Here is a 21,395-nt window from a genome sequence, read left to right as displayed (position 1 = left end):
TCCAACTGGGAGCTTCTGTGCCTGTACTGCCACGACAATGAGCACTCGCGCTATACCGACCAGCAGTACTTCAGCGAGGGTTCGCTGAGCACGCCCAGCATCGCCAAGGCGACCCACAACCCCTTCGCAGGGCTCGCGGGGCTGCTGAAAAAGGATTGAGCGCAATAGCGTATAATCGCGCTCTTTTTTGCGAAGGCGCATCGAACGTGGCGAACAAACGCTATAGCTGCATTGGTCTGTTCAATCCCAAGTCAGCCGAGAACGTAGGTTCGGTGATGCGCGCCGCGGGCTGCTATGGCGTCAACTCGGTGTTCTACACCGGCAAGCGCTATGAGCGCGCCCGCGACTTTGTCACCGACACCAAACGGGTGCACTACGATATCCCTCTGATCGGGATCGACGACCTGCAGCGCATCATCCCCCTGGGCTGCACCCCGGTGGCCGTCGAGCTGGTCGACGGCGCCCGCCCGCTGCCCGAATACACTCATCCGGACCGCGCCATCTACATCTTCGGCCCCGAGGACGGCTCGCTCGACGCCAGCGTTCGCGCCTGGTGCGAGGAAACCATCTATATCCCGACCCAGGGCTGCATGAACCTTGCCGCCACGGTCAACGTGGTGCTCTACGATCGCCTGGCCAAGGGCTTGAACACGCGCTCCGGGCCAAAGTTCAAGTAAGTCGAATGAACACTTCGGCCGGGGCGCAAGTCTGCTGATAACCATCGCCCTTACCGGAGAATCATCATGTTTGAGAAACCGACCCTCGTTTCGAATCATTCGACGCCCGCGAGCGAACACAATGTGCATGGCCTGGAACGTGCGGGCTCCCTTGCCGGGGGCGCGCTGATGCTCGCCAAGGGCGTGCGCCGGGGCGGCGTGGTGGGCATTTTGCAAGCGGTGGTCGGCGGCCTGGCGCTGGTGCGCGGTGTGCGCGGCCAATGCGCGACCAAGGCCTGGCTGCAACGCCACCGCAGCGAACTGGACAGCCTTCGCGATGATGTCGAGCGTGGCGCGGCCGACCTTGCACTGCTCAAGGCCAGCGCCGATGCCGCGACGCGGACCGCCACGGTCACCGGCGATACCTCGCTGAAGACCCCGAAGCTCTAAGCCCTAGCGCAGCAGCGTGCTGTCCAGTACCTCGGAGCGCCGACCCAGGACGTTTTCGCTGATCTGGACGAAATCGCCGGTGCTGACGCTCCGCAGGCGCATCAGGGCGCGGGTGACGTCGTCAAGCGAGCGCTTTTCCTGATTATGCAGGCGGATCTCACGGTCCAGGGCCTGCAACAGCAGCACACCACGGGCCACCTGCTGCGCGCTGGCCTGCGCGCCGCGCAGGCTGGTGACCTTGGCGCCTTGCTTATGCAACCGTGCCTGCAAGGTGCGGTAGCGGTCCTCGCTCATGCCCCCCGAGCGATAGAGCACAACCGTGGCGTAGTAGTCGGCCAGGCTTTCACCAAGCCAGTCGCTGTCATCATGGTCGTCCACCTGGGCGAACTGGCGCACCAGCTCGCGCAGCAGCGGGCTGTTGCCGTTCTCGCTGATCAGCGGCTGGCTGCTGTGCAGGTAGATCGAGTGATGGGCGCTGCGCGCGCCGCGCCACATCTCGTCGCGCGCCCCGACCAGCAGCAGTTTGGCAGGATTGCGCGGGAACACCGCCTGCAGCTGCGGCCAGATGAATGTCAGCAAGGTCAGTGTGTCCATGCGGTGCATGCCCTGCCCCCGAGGCGCGGCCACGGTGACTTCGGTATCGCCCAGGCGTGCCCGGCGGCTGCCGCTGTTGCCGGCGAGCATCCAGCCGGTCGGACGGTCGAACAGGCGTGAAACGTTGTCGATGCGAAAACGCTGCTTGCCGATGCGCGGCCACGGGGTTTCGATGCTCTTCCAGCCGGCGGGCAGCTCGAAGGTGAGGCGCGACACCAGCTCGGTCCCATCCTGCTGGTCAAGCCGCGCCGGGGGCACCAGCTGGTCACCGCGAAACAGTGCCCATTGCGGGGTAATACGGGTTTCGTACGCACCGCCGCGCTGGCGCTGGTCGAGCCGCACGCGATAACTCAGGCTCGCCTTGCCTGCTCCTGGCCGCCACAGCCCTCGCTGGCCCTGCTCCTGAATCAGCCATTGGCCTTCAGACTCGAAGTCGCTGTAGGCGCTGGCGTTGCCCAGGTCGAAATCCAGGCTACGCACCACGGCGCCGTCGGCCAGGGTCAGGCGCACGAGCGCCTGGCCACTGTCGGGCAGCAGCCGCACGTGATAATCCAGGTCGACCTTTTTCGCCCAGGCGGGCGAGCTGACCAGCACGACCAGGGCCAGCGCCAGGTGGCGATGCGCACGCATACTCAAACTCCTCGGCCCTGTTGCCTGCGACGGCAAGCACGGGCGACTCAACTGGCGCGGAATATCAGATGGTCTTCCCAGTCGTCCTCGGCCACGGCATTCTCGCTGAGCATGCGCCCGGACCGGGAAATCCGCTGCTCATGCACCTGCTGCCGGTCACCGCTGACCAGATGATGCCAACTCGGCAAGTCCTGCCCCTCGCTCACCAGGCGATAGCCGCATGTGCTCGGCAGCCATCGGAACTGGTCGGCCTTGCCTGGGGTGAGCTGGATGCAATCGGGAACCTGCCTGAAGCGCCCGGGATAGTCGCTGCACTGGCACGTCGTGAGGTCGAGCAATTTGCAGGCAATGCTCGTGTAGTAGACGCTGTTGTCGTCCTCGTCCTCGAGCTTCTGCAGGCAGCACAATCCACAGCCATCGCACAGCGACTCCCATTCCTGCGGATCGAGTTGTTCGAGGGTCTTGCGCCGCCAGAAGGGCGCGGGATCTGCAATCATCAAGCGGTGGTCCTGTACGAATCGGTTACGCCAAGGCGTGGCGGCGCCAGTCTAGGGCGTGTCTGCGGTCAATGCCAGACCGCTTGTCAGTGCTGAGCGGACACAGTAGCGTGGGGCGCGATTCTTCCCTTCATCCCTGCAGGAGCAGTCATGAGCGCACCGTCACGCGTTGCCGAATACGCCATTCACGAACAGTTCATCAATCGTTGGTCGCCACGGGCCTTCAGCGCCGAGCCAATCAGCCAGGAGACCCTGCTGAGCTTCCTGGAAGCTGCTCGCTGGGCACCCTCGGCGTACAACTCCCAGCCATGGCGCTTTCTGTACGCGCGCCGCGACACGGCCAGCTGGGAGCGTTACCTGAGCCTTCTGAACCCGTTCAACCGCAGCTGGGCGCAGCAAGCGTCGGCACTGGTGCTGATCATTTCCAAGACCACCTTCACCGCCCCAGGCGCCAGCGAGGAATCGCCTGCCTTGTGGCATACCTTCGACACCGGTTCGGCTTGGGGCCATCTGGCGCTGCAGGCCAGCCTGAGCGGCTGGCACACCCATGGCATGGCAGGCTTCGACCAGGCGCTGGCGCGCCAGGAGCTGAAGATTCCCGAGGGTTACGAGCTGCATGCGATGATCGCGATCGGCAAGCTGGGCGACAAGGCCAGCCTGGCCGAGGGCTTGCAGGCCCGCGAAGTGCCAAGCCCGCGCCGGCCGCTGAGCGAGCTGGCGGCCGAGGGTGACTTCACCCTCTGATCCACGCCAGGTTCAATAGCCGCGCTGGAAGTCCACCTCGCCGCGCACGCCCTGCCCCGCCTGATACGCCCGTATGTTCTCGACGAACAGGCGCACCATGGCCGCGGGCGAGGTGGGCGCCGAGCTGTGGCCAGTGAGCAACAAGCCCCATGCGGTCCAGAAAGGATGGCGCAGCGGCAGTGGCTCCTGTCGGCAGACATCGATGACCGCGCCGGCAAGATGGCCTTGCTTCAAGGCTTCGACCAGGTCTGCGTCGACCACCGCGACACCGCGTCCGGCATTGATGAACAGCGCTGTCGGCCGGAAGCGCGCGAACAGCGCGGCGTCGTACAGGTCGTGGGTAGCCAGGGTGTCGGGCAGCAGGTTGAGCACGTAGTCGGCCTCGCCCACCAGGCGCGGCAACTGGTCCAGCCCGGCAACCTCGACAAACGGAGCTTGCTGGCGTGCCTCGCTGGCGATGCCGTGGAGCGTCACGCCAAAGGGCACGAGAAACTCGGCCACCCGCTGGCCGATGTCACCGGTACCGACAATCAGCACCCGCCGTCCCTCCAGGCTGTTGCCCGGCCGCCCATCCCACCTGCGCTCGACCTGGCTGACCAGCCGCGCCAGCACGTCGCGCTCATGTCCGAGCATGTAGGTCAGCATGTACTCGGCCATCACCTGGCCGAAGATGCCCACCGCCCGGCTGAGGCGGTAGTTGCGCGGCAAACCTTCGGCCAGCAGCGGCGGGATGCCGGCCCACGTCGACTGCGCCCAGTCGGGCACATGGCCCTGGCGCAGCAGCGTGGCAATCAGGTCCGGCTCGCCCAGCCAGACCGTGCAGTGCGAAGCATGGCGGGCAAGCTCGGCCGAATTTCCGCTGGTCAGGACCTCGAGATCCGGCGCCGCCTGGTGCAACAGGCGAGCGTAAACGGCATGGTCCTGTTCCGCGATCAGGATGCGCATGCTCAAACGGGGTCGTTTCGGCGCAGCAACTCTTCTGGCAGGTGCTCGATGTACTCGTCTTCCACAGGCGGCATCTGCAGGTGATAGCCCTGGTTTTCGAGGTTTTCCAGGACCTTGACGATGTCCTCGCGGGCCAGCTTGCGCTCGGGGGACAGCACCAGGTCGAAGGCATGCAGCGGGGTGCCAAAGAATGGCAACAGGGCCTCGGGCACGCGCTCCAGGCCATCGGCCTTGAGCACGTAGAGGTACATCTCGTTCTTGCGTGGGCTTTTATAGATCGAGCAGATTCGTTTCATCAGGATTCTCCGGCGCCTGCCAGGCTATCGAGCAGCGCCTGCCCCATCCGCTCGCGGCGCCAGCCACGCAACGAATCGGGCAATTGATAGGGACCCGCGGGGTAACCGCTCTTGAGCAGCGTTTCCAGGGTTTTCTTGCGCAGCATCAGCTCTGGCGCGATGTCCAGGCGCTCGCCCTCGGCCAGGCCGATGGCACGCAGCTGCTTGAGGATCCCGGACGCTTCGACTGGCAGCGGCTCCGGAAGCAGCGGCGGGCACTGTTCGGCGGGCAGGCTGGCGGCCTGCCTGATCAAGCCGAGCAGGAACTCGCCATCCTGGCGGATGGTGCGCGGGTGCATGTCGTCGATCCTGGCCAGCGCGGAGAGGTTGTCAGGCTGGCTCTTGGCCATCGGCCACAGGGCATGCTCGCGCAGTACCCGGTTGCGCGGCAGGTCGCGGGCACGGGCTTCGCGTTCGCGCCAGGCACACAGCTCGCGCAACACCGCCAACTGGGGCCGTGACAGTTTCCAGGCCAGCTTCACGTCACGGTACAAGCCGTAGGGGTCGATTTCCCGGCGCAACTGGGCAACCAGCTCGGCACCGTCCTCGAGCACCCAGGCGTTCTTGTCGTCCGACAGGCGCGGGCGCAGGCTGGCATACAGTTCGGCCAGGTGCACGGCATCCTCGGCGGCGTAGCTGACCTGGGTTTCCGAGAGCGGGCGCTGCAGCCAGTCGGAGCGGGTCTCGCCCTTGGGCAGCTCGAGATGCAACACTTCCTGGACCAGGCGCGAATAACCCATCGAAAAGCCCAGGTTGAGATACCCGGCGGCCAGCTGCGTGTCGAACAGCGGCTGGGGCAGCTTGCCGGTCAGGCGCGACAGCACTTCGAGGTCTTCACTGCAGGCGTGCAGCACCTTGATCACGCCCATGTCGTCGAGCAGCTCGCCCAGCGGCTGCCAGTCGCTGATCAGCAGCGGGTCGATCAGAAAGGCACTGACGCCGTCGCCAACCTGGATCAGGCCAGCCTTGGGGTAGAAGGTGTCGACCCGCATGAATTCGGTATCGACTGCCACGAAGGGCAGTTCACGCCAGCGCTGGCAGTGCTCGGCCAGGCTGTGGTCGTCACGGATCCAGTGTATTTCGATGGCCACGAGGCTCTCCCACAAACAATGGCGCGCAGTATATACGGCGCGGGCCATGCTCGGGAAACCACACGTCAAGGGTCCTGGCATTGCTCGGAACTCCGCAAAGAGGACTATCCTCAAAGATCAGGACCTTTTCACAACCCTGACAGAGGTGAAGCAATGCCAGTCACGCACGATCTGCTCGCGGACCTTAAGCTGGATGAAGAGAAGTTCGAGGCGCTCAAGAAGAGCGACACGGAACTGGGCCAGCTGCACAAGGACTACCTCGCCAAGGACAAGGAAGTTGTCGTTGCCGAGAAAAATGGCATCAGCGACGAATCGCTGAACACCCTGCGCAAGGAGCGGGCCTGTTTGAAGGAGAAAATCGTCAAGCATGTGGATTATCCGACCAGCACCTGACATTCATGAGGGAGCAACTGTGTTTGTTCCCTGCCAGCATTGCACGATCTTGTGATTCTGCGCCCCGGCGAGGGCTTCGCCCTCGATCGCGGCACAAGGCCGCTCCCACAGTTCCCTGATCCAGAGTCAGATTCAGATCCAGTCCCAGCCCCGGAGTCAGGGGCTGGGTTGGGGCAGCCCCAGGCCATATGTCCAGTCAGGCGCTCAACCGCAGCGCGTTATCCAGATCCGCGATCAGGTCGCGGTGATCCTCGATTCCCACCGACAACCGCAGCAGGCTTTCACACACGCCGATCCGCCCTTTCTGCTCGGGGCTGAGCGAGTTGTGCGACATGCTCCAGGAGTGGTTGATCATGCTCTCCACCCCGCCCAGCGAATCGGCCAGGACGAAGATCGACAGCGCCTCGACCAGCCGGCTGGCAGCCTGGCGGTCACCCTTGATTTTCATCGTCACCACCGCCCCACCGGTGCGCATCTGCGCCTTGCACAGGGCCTGCTGCGGATGGCTGTCCAGCTCCGGGTACCAGACCTGCTCGACCTGCGGATGCCCTTCGAGAAAACGGGCGATGCGCAGGGCGTTGGCGCACTGGCGCTCCATCCGCACGTCGAGGGTCTTGAGGCCACGCAGCGCCAGGTAGCAGTCGAAAGGCCCCTGGATCGCGCCGACGGCCATGCTGATCTTGCGCAGGCGTGTCAGCAGTTCGGCATTGGCCGCCACGACCACCCCACCGATCAGGTCCGAATGCCCGCCGATGTATTTGCTCGCCGAGTGCATCACCAGGTCCACGCCCAGGTTGATCGGCTGCTGGTTCCAGGGCGAGCAGAAGGTGTTGTCGACGCAGGTGAGAATGCCGCGTGCCCGCGCCAGCTCGCACAGCGCCTTGATGTCGACCAGGTGCAGGAGCGGATTGGTCGGGGTCTCGATCCAGATCAGGCGGGTATCGGGGCGTATCGCGGCGGCCACCGCCTCCAGGTCGTTGAGGTCGACGTAGGTGGTGGTCAGGCCCGAGGTCTGGCTGCGGTAGTCCTCAAGCAGGCGGAAGGTGCCGCCATAGACGCCGTTCATCACCACCACGTGGGAGTCCTTGGGCAGCAGCTCCAGCACCGTCGCCGTCGCACCCACGCCCGAGGCGCAGGCGACGGCGCCGGCCCCCTGTTCAAGGGCGGCGACACAGGTTTCGTACGCGTGCCGGGTCGGGTTGCCAACCCGGCTGTAGGCGTACTCCGTGTCCTCGTCGAGGCTGCGCTTGATGAACGTGCTGGCAGTGACGATCGCAGGAAAGATCGCGTTGTCGGCAACCGAGAACTGGTCGCCAGCGTGGAGGGTACGGGTTGCGAAATGACGCGGCTTGTCGGACATGCTCAGGACCAGGGATACGGTTGGGTACCGCCAACTATGGCATATCCGCAGGTTCCATTGTTTCCACGACATGGCTAGTCTGGAGAAACCTTTTCTCCTCATCGGCACGCGAGCAACATGGACAGTTTCGACCAGCACATCCTTACCCTGCTCCAGCGCGACGCCTCGATTTCCCTGAAGGACCTGGCCGAAGCGGTCAACCTGACCACCACGCCCTGCTGGAAGCGGGTCAAGCGCCTGGAGGATGAAGGCTTTATCCGCGGCCGTGTTGCGCTGCTCGACCCGCAACGCCTTGGACTCGGCCTGTCGGTCTTCGTCCAGCTCAAGACCCAGCGCCATGACAGCGCCTGGCTCGAGCAGTTTGCCAGGACCGTGACCGGCTTCGAGGAGGTGATGGAGTTCTACCGCATGTCCGGCGACTGGGACTACATGATCCGTGTGGTGGTCAGTGATATCGGGGCCTACGACCGCTTCTACAAGAAACTCATCACCAGCACCGACGGTCTCTCGAACATCACCTCGAGCTTTGCCATGGAGCAGATCAAGTACACCACGGCGTACCCGGTAAGCCGGTGATAGACCCTGCCAATCAGCTGGTCGAGCAAAGCTATTTGACGGCCGCGGGCGCAAGCGATAGCTTCAATTGAATGTCACTGCCAAGGCAGCCCACGAGACCCTCAAGTGAACGATGACAGCGGCGCACTGATCGACAGCTTCAACCGCAAGATCGACTACCTCCGGATGTCGGTCACGGATCGCTGCGACTTCCGCTGCGTCTACTGCATGGCCGAAGACATGCAGTTCCTGCCCCGCCAGCAGATCCTCAGCCTTGAAGAGCTGTACCAGGTCGCCGAGCGCTTTGTCGCCCTGGGCACGCGCAAGATTCGCCTCACCGGCGGCGAGCCACTGGTGCGCAAGGGGATCGTCGAGCTGTGCCAGCGCATCGCCGCGCTGCCGGGCCTGCGTGAACTGTGCCTGACCAGCAACGGCTCGCAGCTTGGACACCTGGCCCAGCCGTTGTTCGATGCTGGCGTGTCGCGCCTCAACATCAGCCTCGACAGCCTGGATGCGCAGCGTTTCAGGGCGCTGACCCGCACGGGTGACCTGGCCAAGGTGATCGCAGGCATCGATGCCGCGCGCCAGGCGGGCTTCCGCCGGACCAAGCTCAACTGCGTGGTGCTCAAGGGCCGCAACGATGACGAGATCGTCGACCTGGTGCGCTTTGCCATCGATCGCGAGCTCGATATTTCTTTCATCGAGGAAATGCCCCTGGGCGTGATCAGCGAACATGAGCGCGGCGAGTCCTATTGCTCCAGCGACGAGGTCCGTGCCCGTCTCGCCGAACACTTCACCCTGATCGATTCCGCCGAGTCGTCCCAAGGGCCGGCACGCTACTGGCGCCTGGCCGAGGCGCCGCACACCCGCGTCGGGTTCATTTCGCCACATAGCCACAACTTCTGCGCCACCTGCAACCGGGTACGGCTGACCGTCGAAGGACGCCTGCTGCTGTGCCTGGGCAACGAGCATTCGCTGGACCTCAAGCAGGTGCTGCGTGCCCACCCCGGCGATGCCGTGCGCCTGGAAAAGGCCATCCGCCACGCCGTGGGGCTAAAGCCTTGGCAGCACCATTTCGAAGTGGGCGGCGAGGTGCAGATCTTGCGCTTCATGAACATGACCGGCGGTTGAACCGCAGGGAATCCGCGAACTGATGATCGTTCACCCCCGCCCCGACGTACTGCGCGTGCTGTTCACCCTCAAGGGATCGATCGTCAAGCGAATCGCCTTGCGCTGCCTGATGGTCACGTTGCTGGCCGCCTTGATCGTGCTAGCCGAGCGCCACTTCCCCGCATTTTTCTATCCGGTCAGCGCCACGCCCTTCACCTTGCTGGGCCTGTCGCTGTCGATCTTCATGAGCTTTCGCAACAACGCCTGCTACGACCGTTGGTGGGAAGGCCGCAAGGCCTGGGGCAAGCTGATCATCGAGACCCGCTCGCTGGTGCGCGAGAGCGTCATCATCAAGGACGCCGCGCTCCGGGCCGAGCTGCTGCGCGGCCTGTGCGGCTTCGCCCATGCGCTCAACGCGAAGCTGCGCAACGAGGATGAACACCTTGCTGCGCGGGCGTGGCTGTCGGCGTCCGAAAAGCTCAGCGGACACAACCTGTGTGACGGCATCCTCCAGCACATCGGGGCGCAGTGCTCACGGCTGGCCGAGACCGGCCAGATCAGTGACTGGCGCTACGGCCTCCTGGCGCAGCATCTCAGCGGGCTGTCCGAGGTCCAGGCAACCTGCGAGCGCATCAAGGGCACGCCCCTGCCCTTCCCCTACACCCTGCTGCTGCACCGCACCATCTACATCTTCTGCCTGCTGCTGCCCTTCGCCCTCGCCGAGCCGCTGGGCTGGCTGGCGCCCTTGTTCACTACTATCGTCAGCTACACCTTCTTCGGGCTGGACGCCATCGGCAACGAGCTGGAGGACCCCTTCGGCCGCGATGAAAACGACCTGCCCACCGATGCCCTGGTGCGCACGGTCGAGCGCGATGTGCTGGCGGCGCTGGGACATGCCGAACTGCCGGCCGCGCTGGTACCGGTGGACTACGTGCTGAGTTGAAAGCGTTTTCTGTAAAGTTGGATCGCCGCCGCGGAGTTGGGTAAGGTCATGGGAGTTCGTTTCCCGATTCCCGCCTTAGGCCGCACCATGGACATCAAGCAGCTCAAGTTTCTCATTGCCCTGGACCAGACCCGGCATTTTGGCCAGGCGGCCGTGTTGTGCCACATCACCCAGCCGACCTTGTCGATGCGCCTGCGCAACCTGGAAGAGGAACTGAACCTGGTGCTGGTCAAGCGCGGACAGCGTTTCGAGGGTTTCACCGAGGCCGGTGAGCGCATCCTGGCCTGGGCCCGCACCTTGCTGGCAGCCCACGACGGCCTGCAGGCCGAAGCCGCCAGTTGCCGGGGGCAGGTTGTCGGCAGCCTGCGCCTGGGCACCGTGCCGCTGTCGAGCTTCAACCCCATGCACCTGCTCGCGCCCCTGCGGGAAAAATACCCCGAGCTGCACTTTCAGTTGTCGTCACTCAGCTCCGAGCAGATCATCGACGGCCTGAGCCGCAACCAGCTGGATCTGGGCATCTGTTACCTGGACCAGGTCGACGCCAGCGTCTTCGATGTCATCGAGCTGGGTACCACGACCATGGGCCTGCTGCACGACACCCGGCACTTCCGCTTCGAAGCCAGCTCACTGCCGTGGCAGGCCTTGGCCGGATTGCCGCTGGGGCTGTTGAGCAAGGGCATGCATTATCGCCAGTCGCTTGACCTGAGCCTGCGCACCCGCGGACTGGACCCGAACGCCGTGCTGGAAAGTGATTCGAGCTTCCAGCTGGTGCAGGCGATCAGTGCCGGCATCTGCTGCGCGGTGATGCCGCTGGACTGTGGAATGGAAGACTTGAGCGAGCACCTGCGGATCGTGCCCATCGAGGAGGCCAGTATTCACAGCCCGATCGGGCTGCTGCTGCGCCGCAGCGAACCGCGCTCCGGGATCGCCGAGCAATGCTTCACCGAGGCACGGGCGTTGTTCGCCCAGATACCGCAAGCCTGAATGCAAAAAAGCCACGAGGCCGCCTGCTGGCTGCCTCGTGGCTTTTTTAGTGACGCTTACAACGCCATGTCGTTCGCAGGGTTGCTTTCGACGGGCGCGGTTGCCTCGGTGGTGGTGCCAACGCTCTGGTCGATGACCGGCGGCTTCTCCAGCTGCAGCACTTCAGCGGTGTAGTTCCACTCTTTCTGCACGGCGGCAGGCGAGTCGTTCAGCTTGGTGCCGTAGCTTGGCACGATCTGGCGGATCTTGGCTTGCCACTCTGGGGTCGCAACCTTGTCCTTGAAGACCGTTTCCAGCACGTTCAGCATGATCGGCGCGGCAGTCGAGGCACCTGGCGATGCACCCAGCAGGCCAGCGATGGTGCGGTCCTGGGAAGCAACGATCTCGGTGCCCAGCTTCAGCACGCCGCCCTTCTCTTCGTCACGCTTGATGATCTGCACACGCTGGCCGGCCTGCCACAGGCGCCAGTCTTCCTTCTTGGCGTTCGGGAAGTATTCCTGCAGGGCCTTGAAGCGATCGTCGTCGGACAGCATCAGCTGGTCAGCGAGGTACTCGACCAACGGATACTGGTCGATACCCACGCGGGTCATCGGCCATACGTTGTGCATGGTGGTGCTCGCCAGCAGGTCCAGGTACGAACCGTTCTTCAGGAACTTCGGCGAGAAGGTCGCGAATGGGCCAAACAGAATGACGCGCTTGCCGTCCAGCACGCGGGTATCCAGGTGCGGTACGGACATGGGCGGCGCGCCGGTCGAGGCGATGCCGTAGGCCTTGGCCATGTGCTGCATGGCCACGGTCGGGTTCTCGGTCACCAGGAACGAGCCACCCACCGGGAAGCCTGCGTATTCCTTGGCTTCCGGAATACCCGATTCTTGCAGCAGCTTCAGCGCGCCGCCGCCAGCACCAATGAACAGGAACTTGGCATCGGTGGCGGTGGTGTCGCCTGTCTTGAGGTTCTTGTACTCAACGTGCCACGAGCCATCCTTGTTGCGGGAAATATCCTGCACTTCGCTCGACAGCTTGAGCGAGAACTGAGGCTGGGTCTTGAGGTGGCCAACGAACTGGCGGGTGATCTCGCCGAAGTTGACGTCGGTGCCGATCGGCGTCCAGGTGACCGCCAGCTTCTGCTTGGGATCACGCCCTTCCATCATCAGCGGGACCCACTTGGCGATCTGCGCGTGGTCCTCGGAGAACTGCATTGGCTGGAACAGCGGGCTCGCCTGCAGCGCGGCATAGCGCTTCTTGAGGAACTCGATGTTGTCATCGCCCCAGACGAAGCTCATGTGCGGCGTGGTGTTGATGAACGAGTGCGGGTTCTTCAGCACGCCGTTACGGACCTGCCACGACCAGAACTGGCGGGAGATCTGGAAGGCTTCGTTGATCTCGATGGCCTTGGAGATGTTGACGTTGCCGTCTTTGTCTTCAGGGGTGTAGTTCAGCTCGGCCAGCGCGGAGTGACCAGTACCTGCGTTGTTCCATCCGTTGGAGCTTTCTTCAGCGACGCCGTCCAGGCGCTCGACCATTTCCATCGACCAGCTCGGCTCCAGCTCGTGCAGCCAGACGCCCAGGGTCGAACTCATGATACCGCCGCCGACCAGCAGCACGTCCACTTTACGGGTTTCTTCGGCGTGCGCTTGCAGGACACCTGCCGCTACAGCCAACGCCAGCAAGGCCTTGCTCGTTTTCTTGAACATTGATCAATCCACTCGATAGACATTTGTCGCCCGCTACTCTTCATCACAGCGGCCGGGGCCAGCCATCTCGGTTGGGATGACGACAGGTTGGCGATGTGAAAGACGAAGGAGGCTGGTTTCGAGGCCGGTGATACCGCCCTCAACGTTCATGCCCTTCAGTGCTCGCTTTTTTTTGGAGGGATTGAGCAGCTTTAGAAACATCGGACGCCGTTCTGCGCGGGCCCGAAGGACCGGCTAAGGCTGAAACGTTTTATCGATTGTAACTGAAACGCCACTACAAACAAAGTGAACGCGTCAATATGACAGTTTGTCTCAGGGGGCCGCGGACAAACGGTGGGGCTGGCTCTGGGGAGTGAAACGACAAGGCCCCTGAAAACGGTCAGGTTTCCAGGGGCCTTGTGCACTACGCATATGGCGGAGAGATAGGGATTTGAACCCTAGGTACTGTCGCCAGTACAACGGATTTCGAATCCGTCCCGTTCGGCCACTCCGGCATCTCTCCAGTGGCGCGCATGATACCAGCAGTTTCTTTGAACGCAAACCTTTCTTTCAAAAAAATTCGCGTGGTATCAGGCGCTTGCGCGGATGCACCGCCTTACAGCGGCACACCCAGGCGTTTTGCAACTTCTTCATAGGCTTCGATGACGTTGCCCAGACCCTGGCGGAAGCGGTCCTTGTCCATCTTCTCGCGGGTCTGCTTGTCCCACAGGCGGCAGCCGTCCGGGCTGAACTCGTCGCCCAGCACGATCTGGCCGTGGAACACACCGAATTCGAGCTTGAAGTCGACCAGCAGCAGGCCGGCGTCGTCGAACAGCTTGGTCAGCACTTCGTTGACCTTCAGCGACAAGGTCTTCATGACCGCCAGTTGATCGGCGGTACCCCAGCCGAACGCCACGACGTGGGATTCGTTGATGAAGGGATCGCCCTTCTCGTCGTTCTTCAGGAACAGTTCGAAAGTCGACGGCTCGAGCTTGATGCCTTCCTCGACGCCCAGGCGCTTGACCAGGCTGCCGGCGGCATAGTTGCGCACCACGCATTCGACCGGGATCATGTCGAGTTTCTTGACCAGGCATTCGTTGTCGCCCAGCAGTGCGTCGAACTGGGTCGGGATGCCGGCTTCTTCAAGCTTCTGCATGATGAAGGCATTGAACTTGTTGTTCACCATGCCCTTGCGGTCGAGCTGCTCGATACGCTTGCCGTCGAACGCCGAGGTGTCGTTGCGGAACAGCAGGATCAGGCGGTCGGCGTCATCGGTCTTGTACACCGACTTGGCTTTGCCACGGTAGAGTTCTTCGCGTTTTTCCATGATGGGCTCCGCTTGCTGAGTAGTTGGGCTAGGCGATTTCACGCCAGTCGAGCCCATGGTCCTGATTGGCCACCTGGAGCCAGTCCGGGTCGCACCCCAAGGTGTCGACAAAGCACTGACGCGCCAGCTGTGGCAGGTTGTTCTTGCTGCTGAGGTGGGCCAGCACCAGGTGTTGCAGGTTTTTCCAGCCCAGCTCGGACACCAGGCTCGCGGCCTGGTGATTGTTCAGATGTCCCTGGCTGCCGCCGACCCGCTGCTTGAGAAAATACGGGTAATGCCCGCGTGCCAGCAGGTCACGGCAATGGTTGGCCTCGATCAGCAATGCATCCAGGTCCTGATAGCGCTCCAGCAGGTGCATGTCATAGGAACCCAGGTCGGTCAGCATGCCGAACCGGCGGCGGCCATCGCTGACCACATACTGCAGCGGCTCGAGGGCATCGTGCTCGACGCGCGAGGCGCTGATCTCGAGCCCGCCGACCTGCAGGCTGCCCCGACAGGCGAGAAAGCCCGCCGCCTCGACTGGCTTGCGCATGCCGCGCAACGTGCCCTGGCTGAGGTAGACCGGTACATTGTAGCGCCGCGACAACAGACCGACCCCGTGCACGTGGTCGGCATGTTCATGGGTCACCACTACCGCGCTGAGCTGCGCCGCGGTCACGCCGAGCAGCGCCAGGCGCCGCTCGGTCTCGCGCAGGGAAAAGCCGCAATCGACCAGAATGTAGGTATCACCACTGGCGATCAGCGTGCCGTTTCCCTGGCTGCCGCTTCCAAGTACCGCGAAGCGCACTTAACCCAGGTTGTCCTGAATGACGCTCAGCACGCGGCGGGCGACATCGGCCGGAGCCACGGTGTTGATGTTCTTCTCGACGGTGACCTGGACGCTGTCGCCCACCTTGGCAAGACGCACCTGATAGCGCTCGGCGCGGGCTTCGCGTTCTTCCTGGGTCGGCTCGCTGCCGAACAGGCGGCTGAAGAAGCCAGGCTGTTGCTGCTTGTCTTCAGGCTTCTCGGAGAGGTTGATGTAGTACAGGCCGAGGCTGCGGTTGATGTCCTCGACACGCCACTCGCCCTGCTCCAGGGCGCGGCCCACGCTCGACCAGGCACGGTCCAGGTCGGCCCCCAGGAACAGCACGGGGTTGCCGCTGCCATCCTCGCTCAGGCTGACCTGGCTTGGCGCATCGAAGTCACGCGCGGCCAGCAGCGACACCGAACCGCCCTTCTCGGCGCTGCGGGTCATGCTGGCCAGCATTTCATCGACCAGCAAGGCATCGACGCCGGTGTTGCTGGAGCTCGACGGGAAGCCAGGCTCGGCCGTGCTGCCCGCCGGGCGCTCGACGCTGACGATGTAGATTTCGCTGGTGTTGCGCTGCACGCCCGGCTCCATGCGCACACGCACACGGACTTCGCTGTCGCCGCTGCTCGCGGCGCTGCCCAGGCGCTGGCCCATCGAGGCCGACAGCTCGTCGAAACGCTGCCAGGTGGTGTTGAATTCACCCGTCTGCGGACGTTCCTCGGCAATGCGGAAGCCATTGTCCTCGAAGAACTGCCGCGCGATCGGCCAGACTTCGGCCGGCGCGCGCTGGGCCAGCACCCAGCGGCTGCTGCCACTGCGCTGCAGGCTGAAATCGCTGACATCGGCGGTGGCCGACAGCGGTTGCGGGCGCGGCACTTCGTACTCGCCGCTGACGTTGTCGTCGGCGACGTTACGCGGGATCGGCAACAGCGGATCGAGACGCTTGACGCTGGAAGCATCGGGCGGCAGCTGCATCGGCGCAGTCTGGTTCGCCGTCAGGTAGTCGCTGCCACGGTCACGGAAATAACCCTCGTCGCCCCACAGCCAACCACAGCCGCTGGTGCTGGAAATAATCAGGGCAAGGGCGGAAAGACCAGCCAGTCGCTTCATGCGGTGTACGTCCTCAATCAAACATTCAGGCCGCACTGGCGCAGGGCCTGGCGTACCGTTTCGTGACAGGATGCGCTCAGCCAGGTCAGTGGCAGGCGAATGCCTTCATGCATCAGGCCCATCTCAACCATCGCCCATTTCACCGGGATCGGGTTGGCTTCGACGAACAGGTTCTTGTGCAGCGGCATCAGTTTTTCGTTGATTGCGCGGGCCTTCTCGGCATCGCCCGCAAGGGCGGCCTCGCACATGTCGGCCATCTCGCGCGGGGCGACGTTGGCGGTAACGGAGATGTTGCCCTTGCCGCCCAGCAGGATCAGTTCGACCGCGGTCGGGTCGTCGCCGGACATCACGATGAAGTCATCGCCGACGCCGTCGATGATGGCTTTGGCGCGCTGCAGGTCGCCGGTGGCTTCCTTGATGCCGATGATGTTCGGCACGCTCGACAGGCGGATCACGGTCTCGGCCTGCATGTCGCAGGAGGTGCGGCCGGGGACGTTGTAGAGGATCTGCGGGATGTCGACGGCTTCGGCGATGTGCTTGAAGTGCTGGTACAGGCCTTCCTGGGTCGGCTTGTTGTAGTACGGGACGACCAGCAGGCAGGCATCGGCGCCGGCCGTCTTGGCATTGCGGGTCAGTTCCACGGCTTCACGGGTGGAGTTGGCGCCGGTGCCGGCGATGACCGGGATGCGGCCATTGACGCGCTTGACCACGAACTCGATGACCTTGATGTGCTCGTCGACATCCAGGGTCGCCGATTCACCGGTGGTGCCGACGGCAACGATTGCGTGGGTACCGTTCTCCAGGTGGAAGTCCACGAGTTTGCTGAGGCTATCCCAATCAAGACGCCCTTCTGCATCCATGGGTGTGACCAATGCCACCATACTGCCCGCAATCATGAAACTGCTCCTGCCGGAAAAAGAGAGCGGTAATGGTACTGGCGCCATCGACCTTGCACAAGCGAAGCAGGCGGGTGGAGCATTCCCCTCGGCGCCAGATTTCGCTACCCTCTCTCCTTTGATCGGTACAGCGTGGCCCGCCGGGCCGCCGACAACGCTTGCTGCCCGCGCCCACGGCCCCGATGTCGAGCCACGGGCCCCGCCTTACAGGCATCTGCACCCGTCCTGTACCGACCGCTCATCGCTTTAGGAATGCTGCATGTCCACCCCCACCGTACGCGAACAATTCCTTGTCATCAGCGCCCTGGGCGCCAACCCCATGGAGCTGGCCAACGTCCTCAGCCGCGCCGCCAACGACAACCGCTGCGCGGTGGTGACCTCGCGCCTGACCCGCCACGGCGAGACCAGCGCCCTGGTGCTGCAGGTCGCCGGCAGCTGGGACACCCTGGCGCGCCTCGAGGCCGGCCTGCCTGCGCTGGGCAAGAAGCACGCCTTCACCCTCAACGTGGTGCGCAGCGCCGAGCTCGAGGTGCGCCCGCAGGCCTTGCCTTATGTGGCCTACGTCAGCGCAGCCTATCGCCCGGACATCATCAGCGAGCTGTGCCAGTTTTTCCTCGACCACCACGTCGAGCTGGAGAACCTGACCAGCGACACCTATGAAGCCCCGCAGACCGGCAGCAGCATGCTCAACGCCACGTTCACCGTGACCCTGCCGGCCGGCACCCAGATCAGCTGGCTGCGCGACCAGTTCCTGGACTTCGCCGACGCCTTGAACCTGGACGCCCTGATCGAACCTTGGCGCCCACAGAACCCGATGTAAGGAAAGCCTCATGGCCGTAGCACTCGACCAACCCGTCGCCGACTTCCAGGCCCAGGCCACCAGTGGCCAGGCCGTCAGCCTGGCTGGCCTCAGCGGCCGCCAGGTGGTGCTGTACTTCTATCCCAAGGACAGCACCCCGGGCTGCACCACCCAGGGCCAGGGTTTCCGTGACCAGTACCCGGCGTTCCAGGCCGCCAACACCGAAGTGATCGGCGTGTCGCGCGACGGGCTCAAGTCGCATGAGAACTTCAAGGCCAAGCAGGGCTTTCCCTTCGAGCTGATCAGCGACAAGGAAGAGGCGCTTTGCCAGCTGTTCGAAGTGATCAAGCTCAAGAAGCTCTATGGCAAGGAGTACCTGGGCGTGGACCGCAGCACCTTCCTGATCGACAAGCACGGCGTGCTGCGCCAGGAGTGGCGCGGGGTGAAGGTGCCTGGGCATGTTGATGCGGTGCTGGCGGCGGCGCAGGCGCTGAACAACGCCTGACCCTGATGCCCTGGAGCGGCCTCGCGCCGCCCCGGGCCTGCCTCACAACAGCGGCGCCACCTCAGGCTCTTTGCGCGGCCAGGCATCGAGCACCGCCTTGAACAAGGTCGCCAGCGGAATGGCGAAGAAGATCCCCCAGAACCCCCACAACCCGCCGAACAGCAGCACCGCGCAGATGATCGCCACCGGGTGCAGGCTGACCGCCTCGGAAAACAGCAGCGGTACCAGCACATTGCCATCGAGCGCCTGGATGATCGCGTACACCGCCATCAGGTAGATGAACTGGTCGCCCCAGCCCCACTGGAAAAGCGCGATCAACGTTACCGGGACCGTCACCACGACCGCGCCCACATAGGGCACCACCACCGACAGACCGACCAGTAGCGCCAGCAGCGCCGCGTAGTTGAGGTCCAGGCTGATGAAGGCGATGTAGGTGGCGATTCCACAGATGAGGATCTCGATACCCTTGCCGCGGATGTAGTTGGCGATCTGCCGGTTCATTTCCTCCGCGACGCGGGTCAGCAGATGGCGCTCGCGTGGCAGGTAGCCGCTGACCCAGCGGGCGATCAGCTCGCGGTCCTTGAGAAAGAAGAACACCAGGATCGGCACCAGCACCAGGTAGATCATGATGTTGACCAGCAACGGCAGGCTCGACAACGAGAAAGTCAGTGCCCATTGGCCAAACTTGCCGATCTCGCCACGCACCGCCTCGATCGCCTGCAGCACCTGCTCGTCCGAGACCAGGTGCGGGTAGCGCTCCGGCAGCAGCAATAGCAGCGATTGCCACTTGGCCAGCATGCCCGGCAATTCGTTGAACAGGGTGATCAACTGGTGCCAGAGAAGCGGCACCAGCACCAGCAGGAATACCGCGAGCGCCCCCATGAACAGCGCGAACACCACCCCCACCGCCACACCGCTCGGCACCCGCAGGCGCTCCAGGGCATTGACCAGGCCTTGCATCAGAAATGCCAGGACCAGGCCCGCCAGCACCGGCGCGAGCATGCCACCGAGAGTAAGCACGGCGGCAAAAGCGAGAAACAAAAGGACGGCGAGCACAACGGCCTCTTCATCGGAGAAGTAGCGCTGCATCCAGTCACGTAGAACCTTGAACATTGACGATCCTTGAAAAAGACGACTCAGGCCTTGCGCAGCCAGTAGGTGTAGACGCCATCCTCGGCGGTTTCGCGCAGCAGCGCATGACCTGCCAGCCTCGCAAAGGTGCGCAGGTCGCGCTGGGAGCCGGCGTCGGTGGCGATGACCTTGAGCACCTCACCGCTGCCCAGGCCATTGAGGGCCATCTTGGCCTTGAGCAGCGGCAAGGGGCAGTTGAGCCCGCTGGCGTCAAGTTCGGCGGCGCAGGTCAGGGTGTCACTCATCTGGAATCTCCTGGCAGGTGCAATGAGATGATGCAAAGGCCCAGCAGGATACCGCCACTGGTCGCCAACGTGTGAGCGGGCTACAGTAAGGCACCTTGAACGACGCGAGTTTCATGATGAACCTGTTGCGCCCTACCCTGTTGACGCTGGCCTGCCTGCTGGCCCTTCCCGGCCACGCCGACGACCTGCCGTCACTGGGCGACGCCAGCTCGGCGATCGTCTCGCCCCAACAGGAGCATCAGCTCGGCCGCGCCTGGCTGAGCCTGCTGCGCGGCAACGTGAACCAGCTCAACGACCCGCAGCTCAAGGACTACGTCGAAACCAGCGTGTACCGCCTGGCCGAATCCAGCCAGCTGCAGGACCGGCGCCTGGAGTTCATCCTTATCGACAGCCGCGAGCTCAATGCCTTTGCCGCGCCCGGCGGCATCGTCGGGGTCAATGGCGGGCTGTTTCTCAATGCCCAGACCGAAGGCGAATATGCCTCGGTACTGGCGCACGAGCTGGCGCACTTGTCGCAACGCCACTTCGCCCGTGGTGTCGAGGCCCAGCAACGCATGCAGATGCCGATGATGGCCGCGCTGCTGGCGGGCATCGTGCTGGCCGCCGCCGGTGGCGGCGACGCCGGCATTGCCGCGATCGCCGGCACCCAGGCGGCGGCAATCCAGGAGCAGCGCCGTTTTTCACGGCAGAACGAGCAGGAAGCCGACCGCATCGGCATCCAGAACCTGGAAAAGGCCGGCTTCGATCCACGCACCATGCCCACCATGTTCGAGCGCCTGATGCGCCAGTATCGCTATGACGCCAAGCCGCCGGAGTTCCTGCTCACCCACCCGGTCACCGAGTCGCGGGTCGCCGACACCCGCAACCGCGCCGAGCAGGCGCCCAAGGGCGGCGTCGAGGACAGCCTGCGCTACCAGCTGATCCGCGCCCGCGTCGCGCTGACCTACGAAGGTACGCCAGGGCTCGCCGCCAAGCGATTCCGCGCCCAGCTGGACGAGAACCCCAAGCTCGATGCTGCCCGTTATGGCCTGGCGCTGGCCCAGATCAAGGGCGGACAACTGAACGAGGCGCGTGAAAACCTCAAGCCGCTGCTGGAAAAGGCACCCAACGACCTGACGTACAACCTGGCGCAGATCGATCTGGACATCACCAACAACCGCCTGGCCGATGCGCAGCAGCGGGTCGAGCGGCTGCGCAGCCTGTACCCCAGCAGCTATCCGCTGCAGCAGGTGCGCGCCGACCTGCTGCTCAAGCAGAATCGTCCGGCCGAATCCGAAAAGGTGCTCGACGCACTGCTCAAGAGCCGACCGGACGATCCGGACGTGTGGTATGAGGTGGCCGAAGTACGTGGTCTGTCAGGCAATACCATCGGCCTGCACCAGGCGCGGGCCGAGTATTTCGCCCTGGTGGGCGACTACGACCAGGCCATCCAGCAGCTGGACTTCGCCAAGCGCCGTGCGGGCAACAACTTCCAGCTGGCCTCGCGGATCGATGCCCGCCAGCGGGATATGCTGGAGCAGCAGCGGATGGTCAAGGAGATGATGCGCTGATGCCGGTTTGCGGGCCTCTTCGCGGCGGTTGGGCGCGAAGCGGCCTGAAAGATCACTTCAACGCCCGCTGACCTGCTCT

At 63.8% G+C, this 21,395-nt stretch carries 24 protein-coding genes, 1 tRNA gene and 1 pseudogene; 12 read left to right on the top strand and 14 right to left on the bottom strand.

Annotation, left to right across the window (positions count from 1 at the left end):
- From VJS90_RS04845 to VJS90_RS04835, 3 genes and pseudogenes are all read left to right on the top strand, one after another.
- Nucleotides 1–159 (top strand): annotated as a pseudogene (locus VJS90_RS04845) (HNH nuclease family protein); the annotation flags it as partial.
- Between the two features lie 47 nt (nucleotides 160–206).
- Nucleotides 207–677, top strand: a complete 471-nt coding sequence (locus tag VJS90_RS04840; RefSeq protein ID WP_158460164.1) for an RNA methyltransferase — start codon at nucleotides 207–209, stop codon at nucleotides 675–677.
- Nucleotides 678–743: 66 nt separating this feature from the next.
- Entirely contained in the window at nucleotides 744–1,106 is a 363-nt protein-coding gene (locus tag VJS90_RS04835; protein ID WP_324119563.1) for a DUF2892 domain-containing protein, read from the top strand.
- Between the two features lie 3 nt (nucleotides 1,107–1,109).
- Here the strand turns inward: VJS90_RS04835 and VJS90_RS04830 are convergent, their stop codons facing one another.
- Together VJS90_RS04830 and VJS90_RS04825 are read right to left on the bottom strand one after the other, a co-directional pair.
- Nucleotides 1,110–2,330: a hypothetical protein gene (locus VJS90_RS04830; protein ID WP_324119561.1), complete on the bottom strand. Its 1,221-nt coding sequence runs from the start codon at nucleotides 2,328–2,330 to the stop codon at nucleotides 1,110–1,112.
- Nucleotides 2,331–2,377: 47 nt separating this feature from the next.
- The gene (locus VJS90_RS04825; RefSeq protein ID WP_324119559.1) at nucleotides 2,378–2,827 is read right to left on the bottom strand and encodes a YcgN family cysteine cluster protein; all 450 of its coding nucleotides are present in this window, start codon (nucleotides 2,825–2,827) and stop codon (nucleotides 2,378–2,380) included.
- Between the two features lie 150 nt (nucleotides 2,828–2,977).
- On the opposite strand from VJS90_RS04825, the gene VJS90_RS04820 reads away from it, so the two are divergent.
- Nucleotides 2,978–3,571, top strand: coding sequence for a nitroreductase family protein (locus VJS90_RS04820; RefSeq protein ID WP_324119557.1), 594 nt, complete (start codon nucleotides 2,978–2,980; stop codon nucleotides 3,569–3,571).
- 12 nt (nucleotides 3,572–3,583) lie between these two features.
- Here VJS90_RS04820 and VJS90_RS04815 read toward each other — a convergent pair whose 3' ends face one another.
- The 3 genes from VJS90_RS04815 to rnd are packed head-to-tail and all read right to left on the bottom strand — an operon-like array spanning nucleotide 3,584 to nucleotide 5,942.
- Nucleotides 3,584–4,516, bottom strand: coding sequence for a D-2-hydroxyacid dehydrogenase (locus tag VJS90_RS04815; protein ID WP_324119555.1), 933 nt, complete (start codon nucleotides 4,514–4,516; stop codon nucleotides 3,584–3,586).
- A gap of 2 nt (nucleotides 4,517–4,518) precedes the next feature.
- Complete coding sequence (locus VJS90_RS04810) at nucleotides 4,519–4,812, bottom strand: YcgL domain-containing protein (protein ID WP_324119553.1); 294 nt, start codon at nucleotides 4,810–4,812, stop codon at nucleotides 4,519–4,521.
- Nucleotides 4,812–5,942: a ribonuclease D gene (rnd, locus tag VJS90_RS04805; protein ID WP_324119551.1), complete on the bottom strand. Its 1,131-nt coding sequence runs from the start codon at nucleotides 5,940–5,942 to the stop codon at nucleotides 4,812–4,814. Before rnd ends, VJS90_RS04810 begins: the two co-directional genes overlap by 1 nt.
- A 153-nt stretch (nucleotides 5,943–6,095) precedes the next feature.
- Here rnd and VJS90_RS04800 point away from each other — a divergent pair, with 153 nt between their 5' ends.
- Entirely contained in the window at nucleotides 6,096–6,335 is a 240-nt protein-coding gene (locus VJS90_RS04800; RefSeq protein WP_324119549.1) for a hypothetical protein, read from the top strand.
- A gap of 196 nt (nucleotides 6,336–6,531) precedes the next feature.
- Here the strand turns inward: VJS90_RS04800 and VJS90_RS04795 are convergent, their stop codons facing one another.
- The gene (locus VJS90_RS04795) at nucleotides 6,532–7,707 is read right to left on the bottom strand and encodes a trans-sulfuration enzyme family protein (protein WP_324119575.1); all 1,176 of its coding nucleotides are present in this window, start codon (nucleotides 7,705–7,707) and stop codon (nucleotides 6,532–6,534) included.
- Between the two features lie 105 nt (nucleotides 7,708–7,812).
- On the opposite strand from VJS90_RS04795, the gene VJS90_RS04790 reads away from it, so the two are divergent.
- From VJS90_RS04790 to VJS90_RS04775, 4 genes are all read left to right on the top strand, one after another.
- Nucleotides 7,813–8,271, top strand: coding sequence for an Lrp/AsnC family transcriptional regulator (locus VJS90_RS04790; RefSeq protein WP_324119547.1), 459 nt, complete (start codon nucleotides 7,813–7,815; stop codon nucleotides 8,269–8,271).
- Between the two features lie 105 nt (nucleotides 8,272–8,376).
- Nucleotides 8,377–9,381 carry a GTP 3',8-cyclase MoaA gene (gene moaA / locus VJS90_RS04785; protein ID WP_324119545.1) on the top strand — a complete coding sequence of 335 codons (1,005 nt, stop codon included), beginning with the start codon at nucleotides 8,377–8,379 and terminating at the stop codon, nucleotides 9,379–9,381.
- A gap of 22 nt (nucleotides 9,382–9,403) precedes the next feature.
- Nucleotides 9,404–10,303 carry a bestrophin family protein gene (locus VJS90_RS04780; protein WP_324119542.1) on the top strand — a complete coding sequence of 300 codons (900 nt, stop codon included), beginning with the start codon at nucleotides 9,404–9,406 and terminating at the stop codon, nucleotides 10,301–10,303.
- 87 nt (nucleotides 10,304–10,390) lie between these two features.
- Nucleotides 10,391–11,287 carry a LysR family transcriptional regulator gene (locus VJS90_RS04775; protein ID WP_324119573.1) on the top strand — a complete coding sequence of 299 codons (897 nt, stop codon included), beginning with the start codon at nucleotides 10,391–10,393 and terminating at the stop codon, nucleotides 11,285–11,287.
- Nucleotides 11,288–11,343: 56 nt separating this feature from the next.
- Here the strand turns inward: VJS90_RS04775 and mqo are convergent, their stop codons facing one another.
- The 6 genes from mqo to dapA all read right to left on the bottom strand — a co-directional run bounded on the left by mqo (nucleotide 11,344) and on the right by dapA (nucleotide 17,086).
- Nucleotides 11,344–12,981 carry a malate dehydrogenase (quinone) gene (gene mqo, locus VJS90_RS04770; protein ID WP_324119540.1) on the bottom strand — a complete coding sequence of 546 codons (1,638 nt, stop codon included), beginning with the start codon at nucleotides 12,979–12,981 and terminating at the stop codon, nucleotides 11,344–11,346.
- 412 nt (nucleotides 12,982–13,393) lie between these two features.
- Nucleotides 13,394–13,483, bottom strand: a tRNA-Ser gene (locus VJS90_RS04765).
- A gap of 93 nt (nucleotides 13,484–13,576) precedes the next feature.
- Entirely contained in the window at nucleotides 13,577–14,287 is a 711-nt protein-coding gene (gene purC, locus VJS90_RS04760) for a phosphoribosylaminoimidazolesuccinocarboxamide synthase (RefSeq protein WP_324119538.1), read from the bottom strand.
- Nucleotides 14,288–14,315: 28 nt separating this feature from the next.
- Entirely contained in the window at nucleotides 14,316–15,074 is a 759-nt protein-coding gene (locus tag VJS90_RS04755; protein ID WP_324119536.1) for an MBL fold metallo-hydrolase, read from the bottom strand.
- Nucleotides 15,075–16,190 carry an outer membrane protein assembly factor BamC gene (gene bamC, locus VJS90_RS04750; protein ID WP_324119534.1) on the bottom strand — a complete coding sequence of 372 codons (1,116 nt, stop codon included), beginning with the start codon at nucleotides 16,188–16,190 and terminating at the stop codon, nucleotides 15,075–15,077. It abuts the gene before it with no gap.
- A gap of 17 nt (nucleotides 16,191–16,207) precedes the next feature.
- Nucleotides 16,208–17,086 carry a 4-hydroxy-tetrahydrodipicolinate synthase gene (gene dapA, locus VJS90_RS04745; RefSeq protein ID WP_324119532.1) on the bottom strand — a complete coding sequence of 293 codons (879 nt, stop codon included), beginning with the start codon at nucleotides 17,084–17,086 and terminating at the stop codon, nucleotides 16,208–16,210.
- A gap of 259 nt (nucleotides 17,087–17,345) precedes the next feature.
- On the opposite strand from dapA, the gene VJS90_RS04740 reads away from it, so the two are divergent.
- Both VJS90_RS04740 and VJS90_RS04735 read left to right on the top strand, forming a co-directional pair.
- On the top strand, nucleotides 17,346–17,906 hold the full coding sequence (locus VJS90_RS04740) for a glycine cleavage system protein R (RefSeq protein ID WP_324119530.1): 561 nt from the start codon (nucleotides 17,346–17,348) through the stop codon (nucleotides 17,904–17,906).
- 10 nt (nucleotides 17,907–17,916) lie between these two features.
- Nucleotides 17,917–18,390, top strand: a complete 474-nt coding sequence (locus tag VJS90_RS04735; RefSeq protein ID WP_324119528.1) for a peroxiredoxin — start codon at nucleotides 17,917–17,919, stop codon at nucleotides 18,388–18,390.
- A 42-nt stretch (nucleotides 18,391–18,432) separates the two neighbouring features.
- On the opposite strand, the gene VJS90_RS04730 is transcribed toward VJS90_RS04735, so the two are convergent.
- Together VJS90_RS04730 and VJS90_RS04725 are read right to left on the bottom strand one after the other, a co-directional pair.
- Nucleotides 18,433–19,503 (bottom strand): AI-2E family transporter, encoded by a 1,071-nt coding sequence (locus VJS90_RS04730; protein WP_324119526.1) that lies wholly within the window; start codon nucleotides 19,501–19,503, stop codon nucleotides 18,433–18,435.
- Between the two features lie 23 nt (nucleotides 19,504–19,526).
- Nucleotides 19,527–19,766, bottom strand: coding sequence for a sulfurtransferase TusA family protein (locus VJS90_RS04725; protein ID WP_324119524.1), 240 nt, complete (start codon nucleotides 19,764–19,766; stop codon nucleotides 19,527–19,529).
- 116 nt (nucleotides 19,767–19,882) lie between these two features.
- Here VJS90_RS04725 and VJS90_RS04720 point away from each other — a divergent pair, with 116 nt between their 5' ends.
- Nucleotides 19,883–21,316 (top strand): M48 family metalloprotease, encoded by a 1,434-nt coding sequence (locus VJS90_RS04720; protein ID WP_324119571.1) that lies wholly within the window; start codon nucleotides 19,883–19,885, stop codon nucleotides 21,314–21,316.
- The last annotated feature ends 79 nt before the right edge of the window (nucleotides 21,317–21,395 follow it).

Origin of the sequence: Pseudomonas sp., assembly GCF_035277045.1 — a bacterium.
GTDB lineage: Bacteria > Pseudomonadota > Gammaproteobacteria > Pseudomonadales > Pseudomonadaceae > Aquipseudomonas.
Note: the sequence above shows the minus strand (reverse complement) of the source record. Positions and strands in the feature narration are given on the sequence as shown.

Excerpts from the sequence above, each read along its gene's own strand:
- VJS90_RS04735 (WP_324119528.1), top strand. The coding sequence starts at position 17,917 with ATGGCCGTAGCACTCGACCAACCCGTCGCCGACTTCCAGGCCCAGGCC.
- VJS90_RS04825 (WP_324119559.1), bottom strand. The coding sequence starts at position 2,827 with ATGATTGCAGATCCCGCGCCCTTCTGGCGGCGCAAGACCCTCGAACAA.
- mqo (WP_324119540.1), bottom strand. The coding sequence starts at position 12,981 with ATGTTCAAGAAAACGAGCAAGGCCTTGCTGGCGTTGGCTGTAGCGGCA.
- VJS90_RS04740 (WP_324119530.1), top strand. The coding sequence starts at position 17,346 with ATGTCCACCCCCACCGTACGCGAACAATTCCTTGTCATCAGCGCCCTG.
- VJS90_RS04830 (WP_324119561.1), bottom strand. The coding sequence starts at position 2,330 with ATGCGTGCGCATCGCCACCTGGCGCTGGCCCTGGTCGTGCTGGTCAGC.
- VJS90_RS04730 (WP_324119526.1), bottom strand. The coding sequence starts at position 19,503 with ATGTTCAAGGTTCTACGTGACTGGATGCAGCGCTACTTCTCCGATGAA.
- VJS90_RS04775 (WP_324119573.1), top strand. The coding sequence starts at position 10,391 with ATGGACATCAAGCAGCTCAAGTTTCTCATTGCCCTGGACCAGACCCGG.
- VJS90_RS04720 (WP_324119571.1), top strand. The coding sequence starts at position 19,883 with ATGAACCTGTTGCGCCCTACCCTGTTGACGCTGGCCTGCCTGCTGGCC.
- VJS90_RS04790 (WP_324119547.1), top strand. The coding sequence starts at position 7,813 with ATGGACAGTTTCGACCAGCACATCCTTACCCTGCTCCAGCGCGACGCC.
- VJS90_RS04815 (WP_324119555.1), bottom strand. The coding sequence starts at position 4,516 with ATGCGCATCCTGATCGCGGAACAGGACCATGCCGTTTACGCTCGCCTG.
- VJS90_RS04820 (WP_324119557.1), top strand. The coding sequence starts at position 2,978 with ATGAGCGCACCGTCACGCGTTGCCGAATACGCCATTCACGAACAGTTC.
- VJS90_RS04810 (WP_324119553.1), bottom strand. The coding sequence starts at position 4,812 with ATGAAACGAATCTGCTCGATCTATAAAAGCCCACGCAAGAACGAGATG.
- bamC (WP_324119534.1), bottom strand. The coding sequence starts at position 16,190 with ATGAAGCGACTGGCTGGTCTTTCCGCCCTTGCCCTGATTATTTCCAGC.
- VJS90_RS04725 (WP_324119524.1), bottom strand. The coding sequence starts at position 19,766 with ATGAGTGACACCCTGACCTGCGCCGCCGAACTTGACGCCAGCGGGCTC.
- VJS90_RS04800 (WP_324119549.1), top strand. The coding sequence starts at position 6,096 with ATGCCAGTCACGCACGATCTGCTCGCGGACCTTAAGCTGGATGAAGAG.
- VJS90_RS04835 (WP_324119563.1), top strand. The coding sequence starts at position 744 with ATGTTTGAGAAACCGACCCTCGTTTCGAATCATTCGACGCCCGCGAGC.
- purC (WP_324119538.1), bottom strand. The coding sequence starts at position 14,287 with ATGGAAAAACGCGAAGAACTCTACCGTGGCAAAGCCAAGTCGGTGTAC.
- VJS90_RS04780 (WP_324119542.1), top strand. The coding sequence starts at position 9,404 with ATGATCGTTCACCCCCGCCCCGACGTACTGCGCGTGCTGTTCACCCTC.
- dapA (WP_324119532.1), bottom strand. The coding sequence starts at position 17,086 with ATGATTGCGGGCAGTATGGTGGCATTGGTCACACCCATGGATGCAGAA.